Source organism: Holtiella tumoricola, from assembly GCF_027857615.1.
In the GTDB taxonomy this organism is placed as follows: domain Bacteria; phylum Bacillota; class Clostridia; order Lachnospirales; family Cellulosilyticaceae; genus Holtiella; species Holtiella tumoricola.
In genome coordinates this window covers 56,621-76,613 of record NZ_JAQIFT010000049.1, presented here as the reverse complement: position 1 = coordinate 76,613, position 19,993 = coordinate 56,621, and the positions used below count along the sequence as shown (strand labels likewise).

Sequence of the window (19,993 nt, the reverse complement as noted above, 5' to 3'; positions counted from 1 at the left end):
GACTTATTCTTAATGAACTATTCATTTTGTTAAGAAAAGTTCACCTAAGCATATAGAAAGAGTGGGCGATTAACCCACTCTTTCACGTCACAATAATATATACTACAAAAAGTATATACCTTTTTTATGTAAAAATCAAGACTCTATTCAAAATAAAGTCTTGTATGAAAACATGCTGAACCCCTGTATCTTCTTAAGAAATTCACTCATCATCCTCATTTAGATGCCAAAGAGGTAGGTCAATGTATGATTCACATCTTCCTACCTCTTTAATCTTTTCTTTCTCAATCTACACTCTAAATTTACACTCTAGACTTCTCTTTAAAGTCCTAAAATCTAAATACTAAAGTAATTCTTCTAATTCTTGCATAAAGTTTTCGATTAGGCTTTCCTCTGGAACTTTACGGATTATTTCACCTTTTTTAAAGATTAGGCCCTCACCTTTTCCACCTGCTATACCAATATCTGCTTCTTTAGCTTCACCTGGTCCATTAACTACGCAGCCCATTACAGCAATACGAAGTGGTTTCTTAATATGCGCTGTACGTCTTTCAACTTCTGTTGCAAGTCCTATAAGATCTACATTGGTTCTTCCACAAGTTGGGCAAGAAATAATTTCAACCCCAAAATGCCGAAGTTCTAATGATTGAAGTACAGTCTTTGCACATCTAATCTCTTCTACTGGATCATCTGAAAGAGATACACGAATCGTATCACCTATTCCACGAGAAAGTATAGCACCAAGTCCTGCTGAAGATTTAACAGTACCTTTATAAAGCGTACCTGATTCAGTAATACCTACATGAAGTGGGTAAGCGTATTTTTCAGCAAAAAGTGTATAAGCTTCTATGGCTAAAGGTACTGTAGAGGCTTTCAAAGATACGACAATATCCTGGAAGTTCATTTCTTCTAAAATATCAATATGTTTTTTTGCACTTTCTACCATAGCCTCTGCACATACTTTACCATATTTCTCAAGCAATCCTTTTTCTACTGATCCTGAGTTTACGCCAATACGAATAGGAATCTGATGTGCCTTTGCACTTTCTACAACTTTACGTACTTTATCTTCATCACCTATATTCCCTGGATTAATACGTAATTTATTAATACCGTTTTCAATAGCCATAAGCGCTAAACGATAATCAAAGTGAATATCTGCAACCAATGGAATATGAATACGTTTAACAATCTGCTCAATACTTTTAGCTGCTGCTTCATCTGGAACAGCAACACGTACGATTTCACAGCCTGCTTCTTCTAGTTTAAGAATTTGTGCAACTGTAGCATCTATATCATGTGTTTTTGTATTAGTCATAGATTGGATGGCAATAGGTGCACCTCCACCAACTTTAACTTGACCAATTTGAATTTGTCTTGTTTGTTCTCTTGTATACATTATCCAAACACCCTTCTTAAATCATTAAAGAGTACGAAAACCATAAGTACCATTAGAAGAATAAATCCAATAGTATGTACCATCCCCTCTTTTTCAGGATCTACTGGTTTACGTCTAATCATTTCAATAATTGTAAAGACAATACGTCCTCCATCTAAGGCTGGTAAAGGCAATAGATTAAAGACTGCTAAGTTAGCTGAAAGTAAACCTGCTAAATTGACAATGGTCATAATAGCGGTCATCATCCCTTGTTTCATACCCTCATTCCACATATCAGAACTAATCTGCACAACACCTACAATACCTGCTAATTCTTGAACGGGTACTTCACCTGTAATGAGCATAATAAAAGTCTGGAATATTTGAACCACAACCATTACACTATCTCTTAATCCGCCCCAAACAATATCTACAAATGAAGCTGCTGCTTTACCTGGTCTAAACCCATACATATAACGTCCATCTTCTACTTGTTTAGGTTCAATGGTTAAAGTTTTTTCTGCTTTATTACTTTCAATAACTTGGAAAGTATGAGCGTCTGCTGATGTGCCTAATTGCTCTTTAATGGCAACAAAATCTTTTGTTTTATTGCCGTTAATAGCAACAATCATATCCCCTTCTTTAAGTCCTGCTTCATACGCTGGAGAGTTAGGTTCAACAAAAGATACTGTATTACTTGCAGTGCCTGTATAACCAATAATGGATGCAAAAATCACCCATGCAAGTAAAAAGTTCATGACTGCACCTGCAATAAAGATAATAAATTTTTGCCAAGGCTTCTTACTCATCATAGAATCTTCTTCGTAAGAATCTCCGCCTTCACCTTCTATAGCACAAAATCCTCCTAGAGGAAGTGCACGTATAGAATAAAGTGTATCTCCTTTTTGGATACCAAATAATTTTGGCCCCATTCCGATGGCAAACTCGTTTACACGCACTTTAAAAAAGCGTGCCGCTAAAAAATGTCCTAATTCATGGATTAAAACAATAAGGGCAAACATTAACACAATCATAATGATCTTACTCATTGTTTTTGTACCTCCTGTCTACTCATTACTCTCGCCCATTCATCTATCCCTATGATTTCATCAAGGCTTGGTCTATTTATACATATGTGACGAGCCATGACTTCATGAATAATTTGCGAAATTTGTAAGAAGGTAATCTGTTTTTTTAAGAAGGCATCTACTGCTACTTCATTGGCTGCATTAAGTACAGCTGGCATGGTTCCCCCAACCATTAAAGCATCATATGCCAGTTGCAAACATGGGAATAAATCTTTTTTAGGTGGATCAAACGTAAGCTTACTTACTTTTGTAAAATCTAATGGATGAACACAAGATGTAGGTTTGCGTTCTGGGTAATATAAAGCATAAGCAATCGGATGCATCATATTAGGTAGTCCAAGCTGTGCCATTGTCGACCCATCTTTGTATTCTACCATAGAATGAATGATACTTTCACGATGAACAATCACATCAATTTGTTCTGGTGTAACATCAAAAAGATGTTTTGCTTCTATTACTTCTAGGCCTTTATTCATCAAACTTGCAGAATCAATAGTAATTTTGCTACCCATGCTCCAGTTTGGATGTTTCAAAGCTGCTTCTACAGTAACATCTTGGAGCATTTCTTTTGTATAGTCTCTAAATGGCCCACCAGATGCAGTCAAAATCAATTTAGAAATAGATTGATGCTCATTTCCTCTTAGACATTGAAAAATAGCACTATGCTCACTATCTACGGGTAAAATAGAAACTTGATGTGCCTTTGCAGCTCCCATTACCAACTCACCCGCTGTAACAAGTGTTTCTTTATTCGCAAGTGCAATGACTTTACCTTTCTTTATTGCTTCAATAGTTGGCAATAGCCCTATCATGCCTACTACAGCTGTCAGCACAGTGTCTGCTTCCTCCATAGTGGCTACCGCAATAAGTCCTTCCATTCCAGCTAGAACTTCTACCTTAATACCTTGTGCTCTAACACGTTCTTGAAGCTCTAATGCTTTTTTTTCATCCATAACACATACTAAACGTGGATGAAACATTTTAATTTGCTCTTCAAGTAAATCAATATTATGATGTACAGTCAGGCCTACTACCTCTAAAGAGGGGTCATTGGCTACTACCTCTAGTGTCTGCGTTCCAATTGAACCTGTGGAACCTAAAAGCGCAATTTTCTTTGTCATCTCTTGGTTAACTCCTCTTCTTCTAATATTGCTTTTAAGCAATCATTTTAAGCCCTGCTACAAATTCTAATGTAATTGCTATAAATGGGGCTACAAACAAAATACTATCAAAACGATCTAATACCCCACCATGCCCTGGAAAAATATATCCAAAATCTTTTACATCTAATGTACGCTTAATAGCTGATGCTGCTAGATCACCAAATTGAGAAAGTATAGCACTTACAAATACAATGCCCATGATAAAAATCATTTTTTCTTCCATCATTGGATATGCAAATTGGGTATAGATCCATGTGTAAATCCATGCAATAACTGCAGCACCAATAGCACCTCCAACAGCACCTTCAACGGTCTTCTTAGGGCTTAGTACAGGTGCCAACTTATGCTTGCCACATAACATCCCTGTAAAGTATGCACATGTATCACTTCCCCATGCACTAATAAAGACAAGCCATACTAGAAAATCTCCATATTCTGCCCCACGAATCATAATAATAAAGCTAATAAGAAGTCCTACATATAATGGTGCAAATAAGGTAAGTGCAATATCTACAATATTGTGTTTTGGATACGTTACAACCATAGCAATGAGCAATATCATTAATGTGCCACTTATAAATATACCAAAGTGTCTCATTATCCACTCATAAGCAACAAAAAATACAATCAGTACAATATAGCCTATCCACGTTATAGGTTTGTATTTTTTCTCTATAACTTGATAAAACTCATGTACGCCAATAAGTGCTACGATACATCCTACAATCCCTAAGATAGGATTTCCTAAGGCCATTAGTAAAATAACAAAAGGTATTCCTATTACAGCTGTTAATACTCGTTTAAGCACAGCATTTCCTCCTATTCGCTTTTACCAAATCGTCTTTTTCTATTACTATATTCTAGTAATGCTTGTTCAAACTCTTTAACTGTAAAGTCTGGCCATAAACATGATGTAAAATAAAATTCACTATAAGCAAGCTGCCATGGTAAATAGTTACTTGTTCGCATTTCTCCACTTGTACGAATCATAAGGTCTGGATCAGGTATACCTGCAGTATCTAAAAATTGTTCATAGTATTCTTCATTAATATCAGCTGCTGTAAGTCCATCTCTTTGCATCGCTTCTATCATCCTACGACTAGCACGTATAAGTTCATCACGGCCTCCATAGTTAATTGCAATATTAATGCAAATTCCTTTTTTATCTTTTGTCAGTGACTCTAATTCATTAATTTGTTTTTGTATATCACTTGGTAGTCCATAACGATCCCCTATCACATGGAAACATGCATTCTTACGTTTAGCATCTTTGATATGTTGTTTCAAATATTGTCGAAGTAAATTCATAAGTCCTTCTACTTCATCTTGAGGTCTTTTCCAATTTTCTGTAGAAAAAGCATACAATGTAACATATTCTATACCTAAGTCTTCTGCATGCTGTGTAATTTTCTTGACAACTTCTGTACCCTTTTTATGACCTTCATTGCGAGATAACCCCTTTTCTTTAGCCCATCTCCCATTTCCGTCCATAATAATCGCAACGTGTTTCGGTAATTTCGACTTTTCCATCCTTACGCCTCCTTAATAAAACAAAAACCCCTCATATTGAGGAGTTTTAAATGATTAAACAGATAAAATTTCTTTATTTTTGTTCTCAATATGGCGATCAATTTCTGATACAAATTTATCTGTTAATTTTTGCACACCATCTTCTACTGATTTTAATTCATCTTCAGTGATTTCATTTGCTTTTTGAGCTTTTTTGAAAGCATCTATTGCATCGCGACGAATATTACGGATTGCAACTTTTGCATTTTCCCCTTTTTTCTTTGTTTCTTTTGTAAGTTCTTTACGACGATCTTCTGTAAGTTCAGGGAAAACAAGACGAATAACTTTACCATCATTTGAAGGGTTGATACCAAGATCAGATTCATTAATAGCTTTTTCAATAAGTTTAAGCATTGTACCATCCCATGGTTGGATAACAAGCATACGTGCTTCTGGAATACTCACGTTACCTACTTGTACAACTGGTGTTGGAGTACCATAGTAATCTACACTGATACGATCTAATACATGTGGATTTGCTCTTCCGACTCTAATAGTGTTAAATTCGTCTAAAAGGGTATTGACTGTTTTTTGCATTTTTTCTTCGTAAGTTTTAAGTTGTTGACTCATAAAATATCCTCCTAAAAGTTATTCCACATAAATGGTTGTACCTATTTTTTCGCCAGCTGCTGCTTTTAAAATGCCATTAGGCATATCTAAATCAAAAACAATAATAGGAAGCTTTTGATCAATACATAAGGTTGCTGCTGCTGCATCAATAGCTTTTAAGTTTTTAGCTAAAAGTTCTTGGCATGAAATGCTGTCATACTTTTTAGCTTCAGGGTTTAGCTTTGGATCGCTATCATATACCCCATCAATATTCTTAGCAAAAAGAAGTGCACCTACTTCTACTTCACATCCTCTTAAAGCTGCGCCTGTATCTGTAGAAAAGAATGGATGACCTGTTCCACCTGCAAAAAATACAATCTTCCCTTCTTTCATATGTAAAAGCGCACGCTCTTTAGAAAAAAGTTCAGTCATATTACCTACAGCAAATGGTGTTTGAACAACAGCCTCAATACCTTCTGCACGACATACATCTGCTACATAAATAGCATTCATAATAGTTGCAAGCATACCAATTTGATCTGCCTTTGTACGATCCATATCACCACTAGTACGCCCTCTCCAGAAGTTACCACCGCCAATAACAACGCTAACTTCGATTCCATTACGAACAAGTTCAATTAATTCACGTGCAACGCGTGTGATGACACTATGGTCAAAGCCTCTTTGTTGTTCTCCAGCAAGTGCTTCACCACTTAATTTAACTAGTACACGACTATATTTTTGCATAATCTTCACCTTCCTGCTATGAATACTCTACCACAAAATCTTTTGCATTTCTAGATATAAAATAAAATAATACCTTTATTTTCTAAGGCTTTCACCCGTAAAAAAGGGGACACAACGTGTCCCCCCTTAATATGCTAATCGAATGATTAGTTACCAGCCATTTGTTTAGCAACTTCTTCAGCAAAGTTTTCTTCTACTTTTTCGATACCTTCGCCAGTTTCGAAACGTACGAATGCTTTAACTACATCAGCGTTACCAAGTTCAGCTGCAACATATTTACCAACTGTGAAATCTGGATCTTTAACATATTCTTGTTCAAGTAAACAAATTTCTTTAAGTTGTTTAGCTAATCTACCCATTACCATTTTCTCAATGATGTTTTCAGGTTTACCTGGGTTTTCATTAAGTGCTTGGTGCATAAGGATTTCTTTTTCTTTTTCTTGTTTTTCTGCTGGAACATCTGTAGTTCTGATGAACTCTGGGTTAGCAGCAGCAACTTGCATTGCAACGTTACGTCCAACTTCAAGTGCTTTATCACCTTCTGTTGCAACTTCTACAACAGAAACGATTTTTCCACCACCATGTGTGTAAGAAGCGAATACGCCTTCTGTTGTCATACGTGCAATACGACGAAGTGTTAAGTTTTCACCAATTGTAGCGATTTTTTCTGTTAAAACATCGCCAACTGTTTTAGAAGCATCTTCACTCCATGGAAGTGCTTTTAATGCTTCTACATCAGTTACATCGTTATTAAGTACCATTTCTGCTACTTGGTTAACGAATGTAATGAATTGTTCGTTTTTAGCAACGAAGTCTGTTTCTGAGTTGATTTCAACTAAAGCAGCTGTTTTGTGATCAGCAGAAATCATTTCTTTTACAAGACCTTCAGCAGCAACACGACCAGCTTTTTTAGCAGCTTTTGCTAAGCCTTTTTCGCGTAATACTTCAATAGCTTTTTCCATATCGCCATTAACTTCATTTAATACATTTTTGCAGTCCATCATACCTGCGCCAGTTCTTTCACGTAACTCTTTTACCATTGCAGCTGTAATAGCCATAATTCATTACCTCCAGATTTCTTATTCAGCGATTACTTGTTCGCTGTTTGCTTCTGCTTCGTCTTCTGCATTTGCTTCAAAGATTTCACCTTGATTTGTTTCTATAATTGCATCTGCCATTTTAGCAACGATTAATTTAACCGCACGGATAGCATCGTCATTACCTGGAATTACGTAATCAACTTCTTCTGGATCACAGTTAGTATCTACGATAGCTACTACTGGAATTCCTAAGATGTGAGCTTCTTGGATAGCAATTTTTTCTTTTCTTGGATCAACTACGAACATAAGGTCTGGTAATTGTTTCATTTCTTTGATACCACCTAAGTTCTTTTCAAGTTTATCCATTTCTTTGCGAAGTTCGATTACTTCTTTTTTAGGAAGTACTTCAAAAGTACCATCTTGTGACATTTCTTCTAATTGTTTAAGTCTAGCAACACGACTTTTGATTGTTGAGAAGTTTGTAAGCATACCACCTAACCATCTTTGATTTACGTAGTACATACCACAACGTTCTGCTTCAGATTTAACTGAATCTTGAGCTTGTTTTTTAGTACCTACGAATAATACTTTACCACCTTGTTCGCCAACTTGACGAATTACTGCGTAAGCTTCATCGATTTTTTTAGCTGTTTTTTGAAGGTCGATGATGTAGATACCATTTCTTTCTGTGAAGATGTATTCTTTCATTTTAGGATTCCATCTTCTTGTTTGGTGACCGAAGTGTACACCAGCTTCTAAAAGTTGTTTCATTGAAATAACGCTCATTTTAATTCCTCCTGGTTAGTCCTCCGCATGGGTTCTAATACAAACCACTTATTTAAGCACCTCGTTTGTATCACACCATACGTGTGTTTTATTTTCGCATTGAATTATATCATATTCCAAGCTAGAACACAATATCTTATTTTTTATTTTTAATTGCTAGGTTGGGCTGTCAAAATATTAAGAATCTCGTCATATTCTCCATTCATAGGTAAATATTGATTCCCTGTTCTTAACTTTGTTGTCTTTTTTTGTTCTGCTATATAGTTTCTAAAAGCTACACCATCATCCACTATACCTTCAGTCTCTAGAAAATAGCTAATTTGTGTTGCACTATATGCGCTCGGGATATTTACCCATTTATAAGCAGATTCCCTTACCTCTTGTTCAACTTCAGATACTTCTTGTCGTTCTTTATCTTCTGTTATTGGCTTTTCCATTATAGATTCATTGGGTAAGTCATCAACTATTTTTTGTTGGTTAATATTTGGATTCTCTATGGTTTTCAGATTAAGTCCTATAAAAGTAATTATAATTCCTGATAACATGATGCCACACCCTAAACCGATAAACCAATAAATAAACTTTTCCTTTTTTTTCATTGTTCTACCTCATAGAATAAAGAGAAATCATAAGTTGTATTTCTCCTTTACCCTTATTTAGCTTTTTGGCAATTTCATCTACCGATACTCCACTATTATAAAGCTTTTCAATTTCTTTATAGATATGAGTATCATCTTGAGTTGATTTTATTGTTTTCATTTCTTCTTTTTCTTTGTTTTTATCCTTGTCTTTTTGATTGACTGAAGGACTTTGTGCCTTATCTGTAGTTTTTAAACTTTGGCGTAATGCATCATTTTTCTTTTCTTCTTCTTCTAAGAAATAGGCAAATAGCTCCTCTGCACTATTTGTATTTATACTTGTATAGTCTGATTCTTCATTTTCATGATAAGCAAATATAAAGAAGCCTACTAATATACACAAGAAGCCTACTCCTGTCCATAAAAGTCCAAGATAAGGTAAACTTGTTATATCCATTTGATTTGCCTCCTTCTTTTAAATACGTATATCAATTTGACTTTCACTGTATCCATTTAAAGATTGTGGCTTTATCTTTTCATGTACTTTTTGTTTGTTATTATCTTTTTTACTATGTTCTTTCTGTTGCTTATTCTTTTTTTCTTGGAGAGAATCTTGTACTTTTTGACCTTTTTCCATCTTATGAACTTTTTCTTGTTTAGCTAACTGTTCTTTTTGCATAAGCTGTGCAAATTGTTCTTGTTGTAAATAAGGTTTTTGATTATCTATTTGTTGTCTATTTGAAAGTTCAGGTGAATTGGGATACAGAATTTGAGTATCTATGGGTCTTATCATACAAATCACTCCTTTTTTATAGAGGTAAGGCTAAATGATATTTTGCTAACTTCACTTTTAATCTTGAAACACCTTTTGTATGAAGTTGTGAAACACGTGATTCAGAGACTTCTAGTATATTACTAATTTCTTTCAAAGTTAATTCTTCAAAATAATAAAATGTAATTACACGCTTTTCACGCTCAGGTAATTCATCCAGTGCCTCTTTAAGTTTCAGCATGATCTCCTGCTTTTCCATATATTCATCGGGCATATCATTCTTTTCATCTTTTACACTAGATGCTTGTAACTCATAATCCTCTATAAATACAAGATTTGCAATATTGGTATCTTGTAAAAGTCCATAGTAATCTTCTTTAGTCATTTGTAATGTATTAGCAATTTCATCGTCTGTAGGTGTTCTCCCAAGTTTATTCTCAAGTTCAAAATAAACCTTGTTCAAATCTTTTTGTTTCTTTCGTAGACTGCGTGGAACCCAATCTAACTTTCTGATTTCATCTAAAATAGCACCTCTTATGCGTAAAGAAGCATAGGTTTCAAACTTAACATTTTTTGCAGAATCAAATTTATCTAAAGCATCGATAAGGCCAATTACACCATAGCTTAATAAATCGTCTAAATCCACATAATGATTTAAGTAAATACTTAATCGCCCTGCTACTAATTTTACAAGATACACATAATGTTCTATTAATGCTTGTTTGATTTCTTGTGTTCTTGACTTTTCATATTTTTTCCACAATACTTCTATATTTTTTTCTTCCACCTTGAGAACCCCCGTAATTTGTTAATGCTAAATTTCTTTTATACCATGACCAATGGTTTTTACAACTAATTTTCCCGTTTCTGTATGTAACTCAATAGTCCGCCCGTAGTTCTCTCCAGTTTCTTCTCCTAAAAGAGGAATTTTATACAGTTCCAGCAGGGATTTAACAGCAATTGTATTACGTACACCTATTCGCATAGATTCATCCATATTAGGGAAAGAGAACATTTGAGCACCTCCAGCAATTTTTGCAACAAGACGGTGACGTTTTGCACCTTTAGCTTCCATTATACTAAGTAATGCTTTTACGCCTGTATCTGCAAACTTTGCTTCATTTTCATTATTTCTAATTTGAGTGCTATCTGGCAACATAATATGAGCCATTCCCCCCAATTGGATGGCAGGATCATAAAGTGCAATGCCAACACAAGATCCCAGTCCTAATGTAGTTAAAACTGCTGGTGCACTTGCTACATTAAGATCTGCCATACCAACTTTTATATAATCATTATTCATAATATCTACCTAAAGAATCTGTTATACGTTCTAAAGAGGCTTGATTTAGAATCAGTATATAAGTTCCATTTAATAATTCTTCACTATCTTTAAATTTTGTTTCAATAAACATCATGGCATTTTCTTCTTGTGTAAATTCTGTAGCTGTAAAGCTTAAAATAGCTCCTGCCATGTCAATAACCGTTTGAGGTACCGATGGTATCAGTTCAAGGTTAGCTAGTGTACTTAGAGCATTTAAATAAGCTCCTGCTAAAATATTCCCCGTCTCACTTAATACTGAGTAATCAAATTCATTAAAATCTGATTCTTCTTTCCATAGTCCTTCTTTTTGTAAGATACGCTTAACCAGTTCATAGGCACTATCTGCTTCTAATGCAAGTAAAAGCATGGCCTTTAATTCTCCATAAACTTCTATTAACATTGCTGCAATATAGTTTTCTTCATCTCCAAGAACCTGGTTAAGCTCTTCAATTTTTTTGATATTAACCGTTGCAATACTCATATCCACGGATTGACCTAGAAGTGTACTGAGTGATGTGACTGCATTGCCTGACCCAATATTTCCTGCTTCGCGAAGCATGTCTATTTTTTCAGGTGTGATTTCATTGAGAATGTTCATTTTATGCTTCCCCCATTCTTAAACTTCGAATGCCTCTTCAATAATCGTTCCTAAGTTGAGTAAGGTTACAATCATATCTTCCTCTTTTAGTTTACCAACACCTTGAACATGGTTAGCATTTGTTTTATCTTGCATATTGGGAACCGTTTCAATTTGTTCACTAGAAAGTTCAATAACCTCTTTTACTTGATCTACAATAATTCCTATCATATCTTCATCTATTTTTACAATAATAATACGTGTGTCTTCATCGTATGCTCTTGCTTCTAATCCAAACTTTGTACGCATATCCACTACCGGAATAATTTCTCCACGTAAGTTCATTACCCCTTTTATACAAGCTGATGCTTTAGGTACGCGCATAATGCTTTTCATACGTTCTATAATTTGAACAATTTGTATATCTACTCCATAATATTGTTGTTCTAATTTAAATACAACAAATTGTTTATTCATCGTATACTCATTTTTCATTCTTTTGTCCCCCTATACTAAAGTATTTACATCAAGAATAAGTGCTACTTCACCATTTCCTAAAATTGTTGCCCCAGCAATCATATTAATATGACTTAAGTATTTTCCAAGTGGTTTAATAACAATCTCTTGTTGCCCAATTAAAGAGTCTATCATAAATCCTATTTGTTTCTCACCTTTTTTCACAATAACGATCATCATAACATCTCGTTCTTCTTGTTCAAGATCCAATAATTTGTGAAGCCTTACAATAGGAATAACTTCTTCTCTTAAAACAATAACTTCTTGATTTTGAACAAACTTAATCTCTTCTTTTCTTACATCTTCAATATTTTGAATATTATTAAGTGGAATAGCATATTTTTCATCTGCTATTTTAACCATTAATGCTTGAATAATAGCAAGCGTAAGTGGTAATCGAACAATAAATTTACTTCCACGACCAATCTCCGTTTTTACTTCTACATGACCACCAAGTCCTGTAATCTTACTTTTAACAACATCAAGACCAACACCACGACCTGACAAATCTGTAATTTCACTTGATGTACTAAAACCTGGTTTAAATAATAATTCTAATACTTCTTGTTCACTTAAAGCTGAGGCTTCTTCTCTTGTTATAACACCTTTTTTAATACTACTTTCTCGTATTTTATCGATATTAATACCTTTACCGTCATCGCTTACTTCAATTACAACGCTGTTGCCATCTTGATAGGCTTGCAAACGAATTGTTCCTTTTGGATCTTTTCCAAGCTTACGACGCTCTTCTGTTGTTTCGAGACCATGGTCGGCTGCATTTCTAAGTAAATGAATAAGTGGATCACCAATCTCATCAATAACTGTACGGTCAAGTTCAGTTTCTTCCCCTGACATTACAAGTTCAATATCTTTTCCTAGTTTACGAGATACATCACGAATCATACGTGGGAAACGATTAAATACAGATTCAACTGGAACCATTCTTACTTTCATAACTGCCTGATGAAGATTATCTGTAATACGTTCTAAGTATTCAATAGAATCATTATAGTTGGTTGCATGCTCATCTTGTCCATGGCCTTTTGCACCATCTAGTTGGGTTTTTACAATAATAAGCTCACTGACTAAATTCATTAAGTTATCAAGGCGTTCAATACTTACACGCACACTTTTATTAGCAACTTGCTGAGTTTTTGCAGCTTGCCCATTTTGTTGTTGTACAGCTGCTTGTTCAGTTTTTACTGCCTTATCACTTTCTGCTCCTTCTTCATCTTTTTGGCTAATAGATACTACTTCAGAACTATCACTTTGCTCAAATACCCCTATAGTAACTTCTTCAACTTCCATAACATCTAGCATTTTTTTCTTAACTATTTCTTTGTCTTCTTGAGTAATAAAGACTAATGAAAAGCTTTCTTCAAACTTTTCATCTTCAATATCTTGTACTTCCGGATTAGAATAGATTACCTCTCCAATTGTTTCTAAATCTTTAAAAATAACAAAAGCACGTGCTGATTTTAAGACACAATTTGCAGAAAGACGAATATTAATTTGATATACATTAAGCCCTTGTCTTAATGCTTCATCTTTTATATGTAATGGTGCTTCTGGTAAGTTCATTAAATCTATAGAAGTAACTACTGAAGTTTCCGCTTGACTAGTTGATACAGCTGATTGTTCTACTTTTATACTTGCACTTTGATTAATAATACGCTCAAGTGCTTCCATTAAATCTCTATACTCTTCATGGCCTTCTTGACCTGTTCTTACAATCTCATCTACATAGTTTTCTAATGCATCTAAGCACTGGAATAATATATCCAGCATATCTGAATTCACATGAATTTTCCCACTTCTGATATCTGATAATACATTTTCTATATTATGTGTAAGTTTTTGCATTTTTACATAGCCCATTGTACCTGCCATACCTTTTAAAGTATGTGCTACTCTAAAAATTTCATTTAATATTTGAGCATCATCTGGTGTATGTTCTAAATTTAATAAATGCTCATTTAAGCTTTGTAAATTATCATTAGATTCTTCAATAAAAATCTGTAAATATTGACTCATGTCCATAATCTTATTCCCCCATTATTGTTTTTATAGTCTTTGCAATTTCATCAACCGGTACAATGTAATTTGCAAGCTCTGCCTGTACAATTGCTTTTGGCATGCCAAACACTGTACTTGTAGTTTCATCTTGTGCAATAACTGTCATATTTTTATCTTTTTTTAATAATTGAACCCCTTCTAGTCCATCGCTTCCCATCCCTGTCATAATAACTACAATGAGTTTCTGATGAGGAGGCAAGATTTGAAGTGAATTTAGCATCACATTAACCGAAGGTTTATGCCCTTTATAAGCTTCTTCATCTGTTAAAATAAGTTCTAGCTGATTTACATTTCTAAGTTTTAATTGCTTCCCTCCCGGAGCAATATAAACTGTTCCTTGTTGTAATCTTTCGTCACTCTCCCCTTCCTTAACGGTGAGATCACTTAATGTATTGAGGCGTTCAGCTAAAGATTTTGTAAATCCAGCTGGCATATGCTGTACCACAACATATGTTGCCGATAGCGTTTTATCTAAACCTGATAGAACTTTTGTTAATGCTTTAGGCCCTCCTGTTGAGGTCCCTATCGCTACAATATATTCATAGTTCTTAATAGGATTTTGTATGCCTTTCATATTTGTGTCTCCTAACCTATATTATAACTTTATCATACATTGTCACACTGTTGCATAACATGTCATTTTTTATAGAGTGAGAGAGAAAGATGAAAAATTTGTCTTTTCGTGGTCATGACGAAAAGACTTTTTTAAATTTATCTAACCAACTCGTTTTTAAACTTCTTTCTGGTTCTGGCATATTCAATATAGAGCGTCCAATGGCTTTATAGGCTTCGCTTGCTGAACATTTTGGTGCATAATGAATCACAGGCCTTTGATTTTTTACTGCTTCAAACAGTTTTGGATCATAAGGGATATACCCTGCATAACGAATAGATGCTTGTAAAAACTCTTTAACTACATAAGCCATCTTTCTATATACATCATGTGCTTCTTCTCTATTCATTGCCTTATTAATAACAATATTAAATTGTGGTGTAAGTGAAAAATCTTTTACTAATGTTTTAATAAGTGCATAGGCATCTGTCATGGAAGCTGGTTCTGGTGTGACTATAACATAGACTTCATCTGCCAGCTGACAAAACTTCAATACAATTTCATTAATCCCTGCACCTGTATCGATTAAAAGTAAATCTGTTCTTTGCTCTAGTTCTGTAAGTTGATTTGCAATAGTATCCATCTCATCTTGACTCAAAAAGAGCATATCTTTAACCCCTGATCCTCCTGAAATAAAAGGAATACCATATTGACTTTCACAAACTAATTCACTAAAAGTACACTTCTTATGAATAAGATGGGATAGATTGTACTTAGGACGTTGACCTAATATAATTTCTACATTGGCTAGACCAAAATCTGCATCTAAAATAACCGGTGTTTTACCATATTCTTTTAAACTTAGAGCAAGATTTGTTGTAAAATTACTTTTGCCTACGCCTCCTTTCCCACTTGTAACCGTTATAATTTTCATTTTTTGCATGGGCTGATTTTTTTTAGAAACTAAGTCTCTTAACGCTTGTGCTTGATCATTCATGATTTATCCTCCCTAATAGAGCCTTGACATACTCATCACAATCAAACGTTCTAATATCATCTGGTACATTCTGTCCATCAGTAACATAAGAGATTGGACTTTTAGCATAGGCTACAATATTCATCAAATTTCCGATTTCATCCGTTTCATCTAGCTTGGTAATAATGAGTTGGAAGGATCCTGCAAACTCCTTATAAACATCTACAATATGTTTCACATCTTTATAATTGGTATTAACATTTAATACTAAGTAGACTTGCTTTTCTCCAATACTTTGTAGCAACCTCGCTAAGTCTTCTATTTGTTCTTTATTCTTATGAGAACGTCCTGCAGTATCAATAAAAATATGGTCACTATCTTTCCATTTTTCAAGAGCTACATCTAAATCATTCTCTGAATAGATGACTTCAATCGGCACATCTAATATTTCAGCATATGTTTTTAGTTGCTCAATGGCTGCGATTCTATAGGTATCTGCAGTAAAAAGGGCAACTTTTTTTCTTTTATTCATAACATAATCTGCGGTTAACTTCGCTATCGTTGTTGTTTTACCAACACCTGTCGAACCAATAAATACAATAACCTTTGGAAGTTCTTTAGATAGATTTGCAGTAGGCATGATTTCATCCATTTGCTCATAAAGTTTTCTAGCTACGATTTCTAAATTTTCTTCATCTTCAAGTCCTGAGACAATATGAGCCACTACATCTTCTTGAATACCTTCACGGGTTAGCTTCTCTTTCATAATGTTGTAGAGGCTCCCACCTTGTGTAATGCTTACTTGCGTCTTTTCACCTACTAACGACGTATCTCTCATAGCAACTTGCTTAGTCTCAGATAAGTCTTTAACCTTTGCTATATCCTTTTTGATAAAGTCTATTTGATTTTTTAGATAATCAAACATTCCTTTTGTTTCTTCTACATAGTTATCTGAAACGCTTGTTGGCTTTTCCTCTATTTCCTCTTCATCTTGTACTGCAATGGTTATACTGCATGTGGGCTTTTTAAAAAAGCCCATCATACCTTGTTGTTTTTCAAGTTGTGTACTAATGATAACGGTATCTTCCCCGTATTCTTTTTTTATTTGCGCTAAAACTGTCTGTTCATCTTTTCCTTTAATTTTTAGTATTCTCATGATGCACTCACCATTCCTATAGATTGAATTTCAACACTTTGGTCAATTTCGTTATATGAAATAATGGTTAAATCAGGCATATACTGATTAATTAAATGCTTAAAGTAAATACGTACAATAGGTGATGTTAAAAGTACAGGTTGTAAGCCTACATTGGTTAGTTTCATCACTTCACGTTTTAAACTTCCCACAACATCTTGTAGTGTTCTTGGATCTAATGCTACATATGAACCTTGTTCTGTATGCTGAACACTATCCATTATCATCTGCTCTACAGCTGGGTCTAATGTAATAACCTGATTGGTTGGTTGTGTAAATATCTTTTTAGAAATTGCACGTGCTAATCCTTGTCTTACATATTCCGTTAATACATCTGTATCACGAATAGTGGGTGCATAATCAGCTAAGATTTCACAAATGCTTACTAAGTCTCTAATCGATACCCCTTCAGAAAGTAGATTTGCAAGCACCTTTTGAATTTCTCCAAGCCCAAGTAATTTTGGTGTTAACTCACTAATAAGCGCAGAATGACTTTCTGATACATTATCTAAAAGTGTTTGAACATCTTGACGACTTAATAATTCTGCTAAATGCTTTTTAATAATTTCTGTTAAATGTGTTGCAATAATAGATGGACAATCTACTACTGTATACCCTTTAATCTCCGCTTTTTCTCTTTGTGATTCTGTAATCCAAAGTGCTGGAAGACCAAAAGCTGGTTCTCTTGTTTCAATACCATCAATCTCATCTTCTACATAACCGGGATTCATAGCCATATAATGGTCAAATAAGATCTCTCCACGTGCAACTTCTGTTCCTTTAATCTTGATACTATATGTATTAGGAGGAAGCTGAATATTATCTCTTAACCTAATGATTGGCACAATTGCACCAAGTTCTAAGGCTATTTGACGTCTGATCATAACAACCCTATCAAATAAATCCCCACCTTGATTGACATCTGCAAGAGGAATAATCCCATATCCAAATACAAGCTCTATTGGATCGACTTGTAAAAGACCCATAACATTTTCTGGCTTTCTAATTTCATCTGCTAAAACGTCTTCTGTAGCAATTTCTTCTTCAACAGCTTTTTCTTTATTTTTATTCATTAGATAATACCCTAATAAGAGCCAAAGCCCTGCAATTGGTACTGTAAGTAATAAACCCATTGGTGTAAAAGCCCCTAGTGCTACAATAACAGCACCTACTATGTAAAGTACCATAGGTGATTGAACAATTTGTCCAAACAATGCTTCACTCATAGGACCTTCTTGATTATTCTTCGTTACCAGTACCCCTGTTGCTATAGAAATAAAAAGTGCTGGAATAGCACTAACTAAACCATCTCCTATCGTAAGAATTGTGTATTTATTAAGTGCCTCCATAAATGGCATACCTTTCATAGCAACACCTAAAATAATACCTCCACCAATATTAATAAAGGAAATAATAAGCCCTGCAACAGCATCATTCTTTACAAATTTTGATGCCCCATCCATTGCTCCGAAGAAGCTTGCTTCATCTTGTATTTTTTGTCTTCGCATTTTAGCTGTGGTCTCATCAATAAACCCTGAATTAAGATCTGCATCAATAGCCATTTGCTTACCTGGCATCGCATCTAAAGTAAAACGTGCAGATACTTCAGCTACACGCTCAGAGCCTTTTGTAATAACTAAAAAGTTAATAATAGAAATAATGAGGAAGATAATCGCTCCAATGATTATGTCCCCACCTGCTACGAATGATCCAAATGCATCGACTACCGCCCCTGCGTCTGCATCTCTTAAAATAAGCCTTGTTGAAGAAATATTAAGACCTAATCTAAATACAGTTGTAATTAATAATATGGTAGGAAATAGAGATAAATCTAAGGCTTCTTTTGAAAAGAGTGCACTTAATAAGAGCATGGCCGCAATTGAAATATTAAGGATTAAAAAGATACTAAGTATCCACTCTGGTAGTGGAATAATAATTAAAAATAAAATCCCAACTACAAATAATCCTAATATAATATCTCCGGATTTAAATTTCACTAGTTTTTCCTCCTACTTTTCTTTTGCTTATCTAAGCTATAAACAAAGGCTAAAACTTCCGCTACGGCATTATAGAGCTCTGCTGGAATTTGTTGTCCTAAGTCTACTGTATAGTATAGGGCTCTGGCTAAAGGTCTATTTTCTACAATTTCAACATGATGTTCTTTTGCCTTTTCCTTAATTTTAGCTGCTACATAATCTACCCCTTTGGCTACAACTATAGGTGCCACATTTTTTTCTGGATCATATTGAATAGCTATAGCAAAATGTGTTGGGTTTGTAATGATAACATCTGCTTCTGGAATAGATTGCATCATTCGTTTCATAGACATCTCACGCATCTTTTGTTTAATTTTACCTTTAACCTGAGGATCTCCCTCTGCTTGTTTATATTCATCTTTAATCTCTTGTTTCGTCATTTTTAAGCTATCTTCATGTTTATACTTCTGATAACCATAATCAACAATAGCTACAAAAATAAAAGCGCCGCCTACATAAAATCCTACTTTTAATAAAACACCAGCTGTATTTGTTAAAATCTGCATCATTGTCATATCATAAAATTTATAGAATACATTAATCTCATCTTTTATAACCATAAGAAAAATACTTCCTAAGAAAATAACTTTTGCTATACTTTTTAAAAGTTCAACTAACATATCTTTAGATACGATACGCTTTAAACCGTTCAGTGGATTCATTTTATTAAACTTTGGCGCTAGCGGTTTAAATGTAGGTTTATAACCTACCTGTCCTATAGACACAACCAATGCGGCAACAAATAATAAAAGCCATAACGGTCCACTTATAATAATAATCTGTATAATGCCTTGCCCTATTACCTTCAAAAGACTACTTCCTTCAAAATTTTGTAGAAGTTCTGGAATAGCGGTAAAACTTTTTGTAAGCCCTTGATTAAATTGGTTCATATAATAATCACCAAGAAACTTCATACCTGCAAAAAAGGCTAAAAGTAGAAAGGCTGTATTAAGTTCTGTACTTTTAGCAACCTGCCCCTTTTTTCTTGCATCTTCACGCTTTTTAGGTGTTGCTTTTTCTGTCCTACCATCTGACTCTGCCCCAAAAAATTGTAAGTCTAAATTCATCCT

22 protein-coding genes are annotated in these 19,993 nt (G+C 34.4%); all 22 read right to left on the bottom strand.

All coding sequences use genetic code 11. The features are described from left to right. Nucleotides 1-343 precede the first annotated feature (343 nt). A complete protein-coding gene (ispG, locus tag PBV87_RS14120; RefSeq protein WP_271012679.1) occupies nucleotides 344-1,399 on the bottom strand; it encodes a flavodoxin-dependent (E)-4-hydroxy-3-methylbut-2-enyl-diphosphate synthase in 1,056 nt (351 codons plus the stop codon). Continuing rightward, a complete protein-coding gene (locus tag PBV87_RS14115) occupies nucleotides 1,399-2,427 on the bottom strand; it encodes a M50 family metallopeptidase (protein WP_053983897.1) in 1,029 nt (342 codons plus the stop codon). The genes ispG and PBV87_RS14115 overlap by 1 nt, the downstream gene beginning before the upstream one ends. Continuing rightward, nucleotides 2,424-3,587, bottom strand: a complete 1,164-nt coding sequence (locus tag PBV87_RS14110; protein WP_271012678.1) for a 1-deoxy-D-xylulose-5-phosphate reductoisomerase — start codon at nucleotides 3,585-3,587, stop codon at nucleotides 2,424-2,426. The genes PBV87_RS14115 and PBV87_RS14110 overlap by 4 nt, the downstream gene beginning before the upstream one ends. A 34-nt stretch (nucleotides 3,588-3,621) precedes the next feature. Then, entirely contained in the window at nucleotides 3,622-4,437 is an 816-nt protein-coding gene (locus PBV87_RS14105; RefSeq protein ID WP_271012677.1) for a phosphatidate cytidylyltransferase, read from the bottom strand. Nucleotides 4,438-4,448: 11 nt separating this feature from the next. Beyond that, nucleotides 4,449-5,159 carry an isoprenyl transferase gene (locus PBV87_RS14100; protein ID WP_053983900.1) on the bottom strand — a complete coding sequence of 237 codons (711 nt, stop codon included), beginning with the start codon at nucleotides 5,157-5,159 and terminating at the stop codon, nucleotides 4,449-4,451. A 54-nt stretch (nucleotides 5,160-5,213) separates the two neighbouring features. Next, nucleotides 5,214-5,768, bottom strand: a complete 555-nt coding sequence (gene frr / locus PBV87_RS14095) for a ribosome recycling factor (protein WP_053983901.1) — start codon at nucleotides 5,766-5,768, stop codon at nucleotides 5,214-5,216. Between the two features lie 18 nt (nucleotides 5,769-5,786). Beyond that, nucleotides 5,787-6,494, bottom strand: coding sequence for a UMP kinase (gene pyrH, locus PBV87_RS14090; RefSeq protein ID WP_053983902.1), 708 nt, complete (start codon nucleotides 6,492-6,494; stop codon nucleotides 5,787-5,789). Nucleotides 6,495-6,640: 146 nt separating this feature from the next. Further along, a complete protein-coding gene (tsf, locus tag PBV87_RS14085) occupies nucleotides 6,641-7,552 on the bottom strand; it encodes a translation elongation factor Ts (protein ID WP_053983903.1) in 912 nt (303 codons plus the stop codon). A gap of 21 nt (nucleotides 7,553-7,573) precedes the next feature. Beyond that, nucleotides 7,574-8,320, bottom strand: coding sequence for a 30S ribosomal protein S2 (rpsB, locus tag PBV87_RS14080; RefSeq protein WP_053983904.1), 747 nt, complete (start codon nucleotides 8,318-8,320; stop codon nucleotides 7,574-7,576). Between the two features lie 149 nt (nucleotides 8,321-8,469). After that, complete coding sequence (locus PBV87_RS14075) at nucleotides 8,470-8,919, bottom strand: hypothetical protein (protein WP_271012676.1); 450 nt, start codon at nucleotides 8,917-8,919, stop codon at nucleotides 8,470-8,472. A 4-nt stretch (nucleotides 8,920-8,923) separates the two neighbouring features. Next, the gene (locus PBV87_RS14070) at nucleotides 8,924-9,355 is read right to left on the bottom strand and encodes a DUF6115 domain-containing protein (RefSeq protein WP_271012675.1); all 432 of its coding nucleotides are present in this window, start codon (nucleotides 9,353-9,355) and stop codon (nucleotides 8,924-8,926) included. Between the two features lie 18 nt (nucleotides 9,356-9,373). Further along, the gene (locus PBV87_RS14065) at nucleotides 9,374-9,691 is read right to left on the bottom strand and encodes a hypothetical protein (RefSeq protein WP_271012674.1); all 318 of its coding nucleotides are present in this window, start codon (nucleotides 9,689-9,691) and stop codon (nucleotides 9,374-9,376) included. 16 nt (nucleotides 9,692-9,707) lie between these two features. Further along, nucleotides 9,708-10,457 (bottom strand): FliA/WhiG family RNA polymerase sigma factor, encoded by a 750-nt coding sequence (locus PBV87_RS14060; protein ID WP_053983908.1) that lies wholly within the window; start codon nucleotides 10,455-10,457, stop codon nucleotides 9,708-9,710. Nucleotides 10,458-10,484: 27 nt separating this feature from the next. Continuing rightward, a complete protein-coding gene (locus tag PBV87_RS14055; protein ID WP_053983909.1) occupies nucleotides 10,485-10,973 on the bottom strand; it encodes a chemotaxis protein CheD in 489 nt (162 codons plus the stop codon). Beyond that, entirely contained in the window at nucleotides 10,966-11,592 is a 627-nt protein-coding gene (locus PBV87_RS14050) for a chemotaxis protein CheC (RefSeq protein WP_053983910.1), read from the bottom strand. The genes PBV87_RS14055 and PBV87_RS14050 overlap by 8 nt, the downstream gene beginning before the upstream one ends. Nucleotides 11,593-11,610: 18 nt before the next feature. Continuing rightward, the gene (locus PBV87_RS14045; RefSeq protein ID WP_053983911.1) at nucleotides 11,611-12,066 is read right to left on the bottom strand and encodes a chemotaxis protein CheW; all 456 of its coding nucleotides are present in this window, start codon (nucleotides 12,064-12,066) and stop codon (nucleotides 11,611-11,613) included. A 12-nt stretch (nucleotides 12,067-12,078) separates the two neighbouring features. Continuing rightward, nucleotides 12,079-14,127 (bottom strand): chemotaxis protein CheA, encoded by a 2,049-nt coding sequence (locus tag PBV87_RS14040; RefSeq protein WP_271012673.1) that lies wholly within the window; start codon nucleotides 14,125-14,127, stop codon nucleotides 12,079-12,081. A 4-nt stretch (nucleotides 14,128-14,131) separates the two neighbouring features. Continuing rightward, nucleotides 14,132-14,737: a CheB methylesterase domain-containing protein gene (locus PBV87_RS14035; RefSeq protein WP_053983913.1), complete on the bottom strand. Its 606-nt coding sequence runs from the start codon at nucleotides 14,735-14,737 to the stop codon at nucleotides 14,132-14,134. A 112-nt stretch (nucleotides 14,738-14,849) separates the two neighbouring features. Then, on the bottom strand, nucleotides 14,850-15,713 hold the full coding sequence (locus PBV87_RS14030; RefSeq protein ID WP_271012672.1) for a MinD/ParA family protein: 864 nt from the start codon (nucleotides 15,711-15,713) through the stop codon (nucleotides 14,850-14,852). Then, complete coding sequence (flhF, locus tag PBV87_RS14025; RefSeq protein ID WP_053983915.1) at nucleotides 15,706-16,848, bottom strand: flagellar biosynthesis protein FlhF; 1,143 nt, start codon at nucleotides 16,846-16,848, stop codon at nucleotides 15,706-15,708. The genes PBV87_RS14030 and flhF overlap by 8 nt, the downstream gene beginning before the upstream one ends. After that, a complete protein-coding gene (gene flhA / locus PBV87_RS14020; protein ID WP_053983916.1) occupies nucleotides 16,845-18,884 on the bottom strand; it encodes a flagellar biosynthesis protein FlhA in 2,040 nt (679 codons plus the stop codon). Before flhA ends, flhF begins: the two co-directional genes overlap by 4 nt. Next, nucleotides 18,884-19,990, bottom strand: a complete 1,107-nt coding sequence (flhB, locus tag PBV87_RS14015) for a flagellar biosynthesis protein FlhB (RefSeq protein WP_242847657.1) — start codon at nucleotides 19,988-19,990, stop codon at nucleotides 18,884-18,886. Before flhB ends, flhA begins: the two co-directional genes overlap by 1 nt. Nucleotides 19,991-19,993: the final 3 nt, after the last annotated feature.

Coding starts and splice junctions, on each gene's coding strand:
- rpsB (WP_053983904.1), bottom strand. CDS start 8,320: ATGAGCGTTATTTCAATGAAACAACTTTTAGAAGCTGGTGTACACTTC.
- PBV87_RS14040 (WP_271012673.1), bottom strand. CDS start 14,127: ATGGACATGAGTCAATATTTACAGATTTTTATTGAAGAATCTAATGAT.
- PBV87_RS14035 (WP_053983913.1), bottom strand. CDS start 14,737: ATGAAAGGCATACAAAATCCTATTAAGAACTATGAATATATTGTAGCG.
- pyrH (WP_053983902.1), bottom strand. CDS start 6,494: ATGCAAAAATATAGTCGTGTACTAGTTAAATTAAGTGGTGAAGCACTT.
- flhB (WP_242847657.1), bottom strand. CDS start 19,990: ATGAATTTAGACTTACAATTTTTTGGGGCAGAGTCAGATGGTAGGACA.
- flhF (WP_053983915.1), bottom strand. CDS start 16,848: ATGAGAATACTAAAAATTAAAGGAAAAGATGAACAGACAGTTTTAGCG.
- PBV87_RS14070 (WP_271012675.1), bottom strand. CDS start 9,355: ATGGATATAACAAGTTTACCTTATCTTGGACTTTTATGGACAGGAGTA.
- ispG (WP_271012679.1), bottom strand. CDS start 1,399: ATGTATACAAGAGAACAAACAAGACAAATTCAAATTGGTCAAGTTAAA.
- PBV87_RS14030 (WP_271012672.1), bottom strand. CDS start 15,713: ATGAATGATCAAGCACAAGCGTTAAGAGACTTAGTTTCTAAAAAAAAT.
- PBV87_RS14075 (WP_271012676.1), bottom strand. CDS start 8,919: ATGAAAAAAAAGGAAAAGTTTATTTATTGGTTTATCGGTTTAGGGTGT.
- tsf (WP_053983903.1), bottom strand. CDS start 7,552: ATGGCTATTACAGCTGCAATGGTAAAAGAGTTACGTGAAAGAACTGGC.
- PBV87_RS14065 (WP_271012674.1), bottom strand. CDS start 9,691: ATGATAAGACCCATAGATACTCAAATTCTGTATCCCAATTCACCTGAA.
- PBV87_RS14050 (WP_053983910.1), bottom strand. CDS start 11,592: ATGAACATTCTCAATGAAATCACACCTGAAAAAATAGACATGCTTCGC.
- PBV87_RS14115 (WP_053983897.1), bottom strand. CDS start 2,427: ATGAGTAAGATCATTATGATTGTGTTAATGTTTGCCCTTATTGTTTTA.
- frr (WP_053983901.1), bottom strand. CDS start 5,768: ATGAGTCAACAACTTAAAACTTACGAAGAAAAAATGCAAAAAACAGTC.
- PBV87_RS14110 (WP_271012678.1), bottom strand. CDS start 3,587: ATGACAAAGAAAATTGCGCTTTTAGGTTCCACAGGTTCAATTGGAACG.
- PBV87_RS14045 (WP_053983911.1), bottom strand. CDS start 12,066: ATGAAAAATGAGTATACGATGAATAAACAATTTGTTGTATTTAAATTA.
- PBV87_RS14100 (WP_053983900.1), bottom strand. CDS start 5,159: ATGGAAAAGTCGAAATTACCGAAACACGTTGCGATTATTATGGACGGA.
- PBV87_RS14055 (WP_053983909.1), bottom strand. CDS start 10,973: ATGAATAATGATTATATAAAAGTTGGTATGGCAGATCTTAATGTAGCA.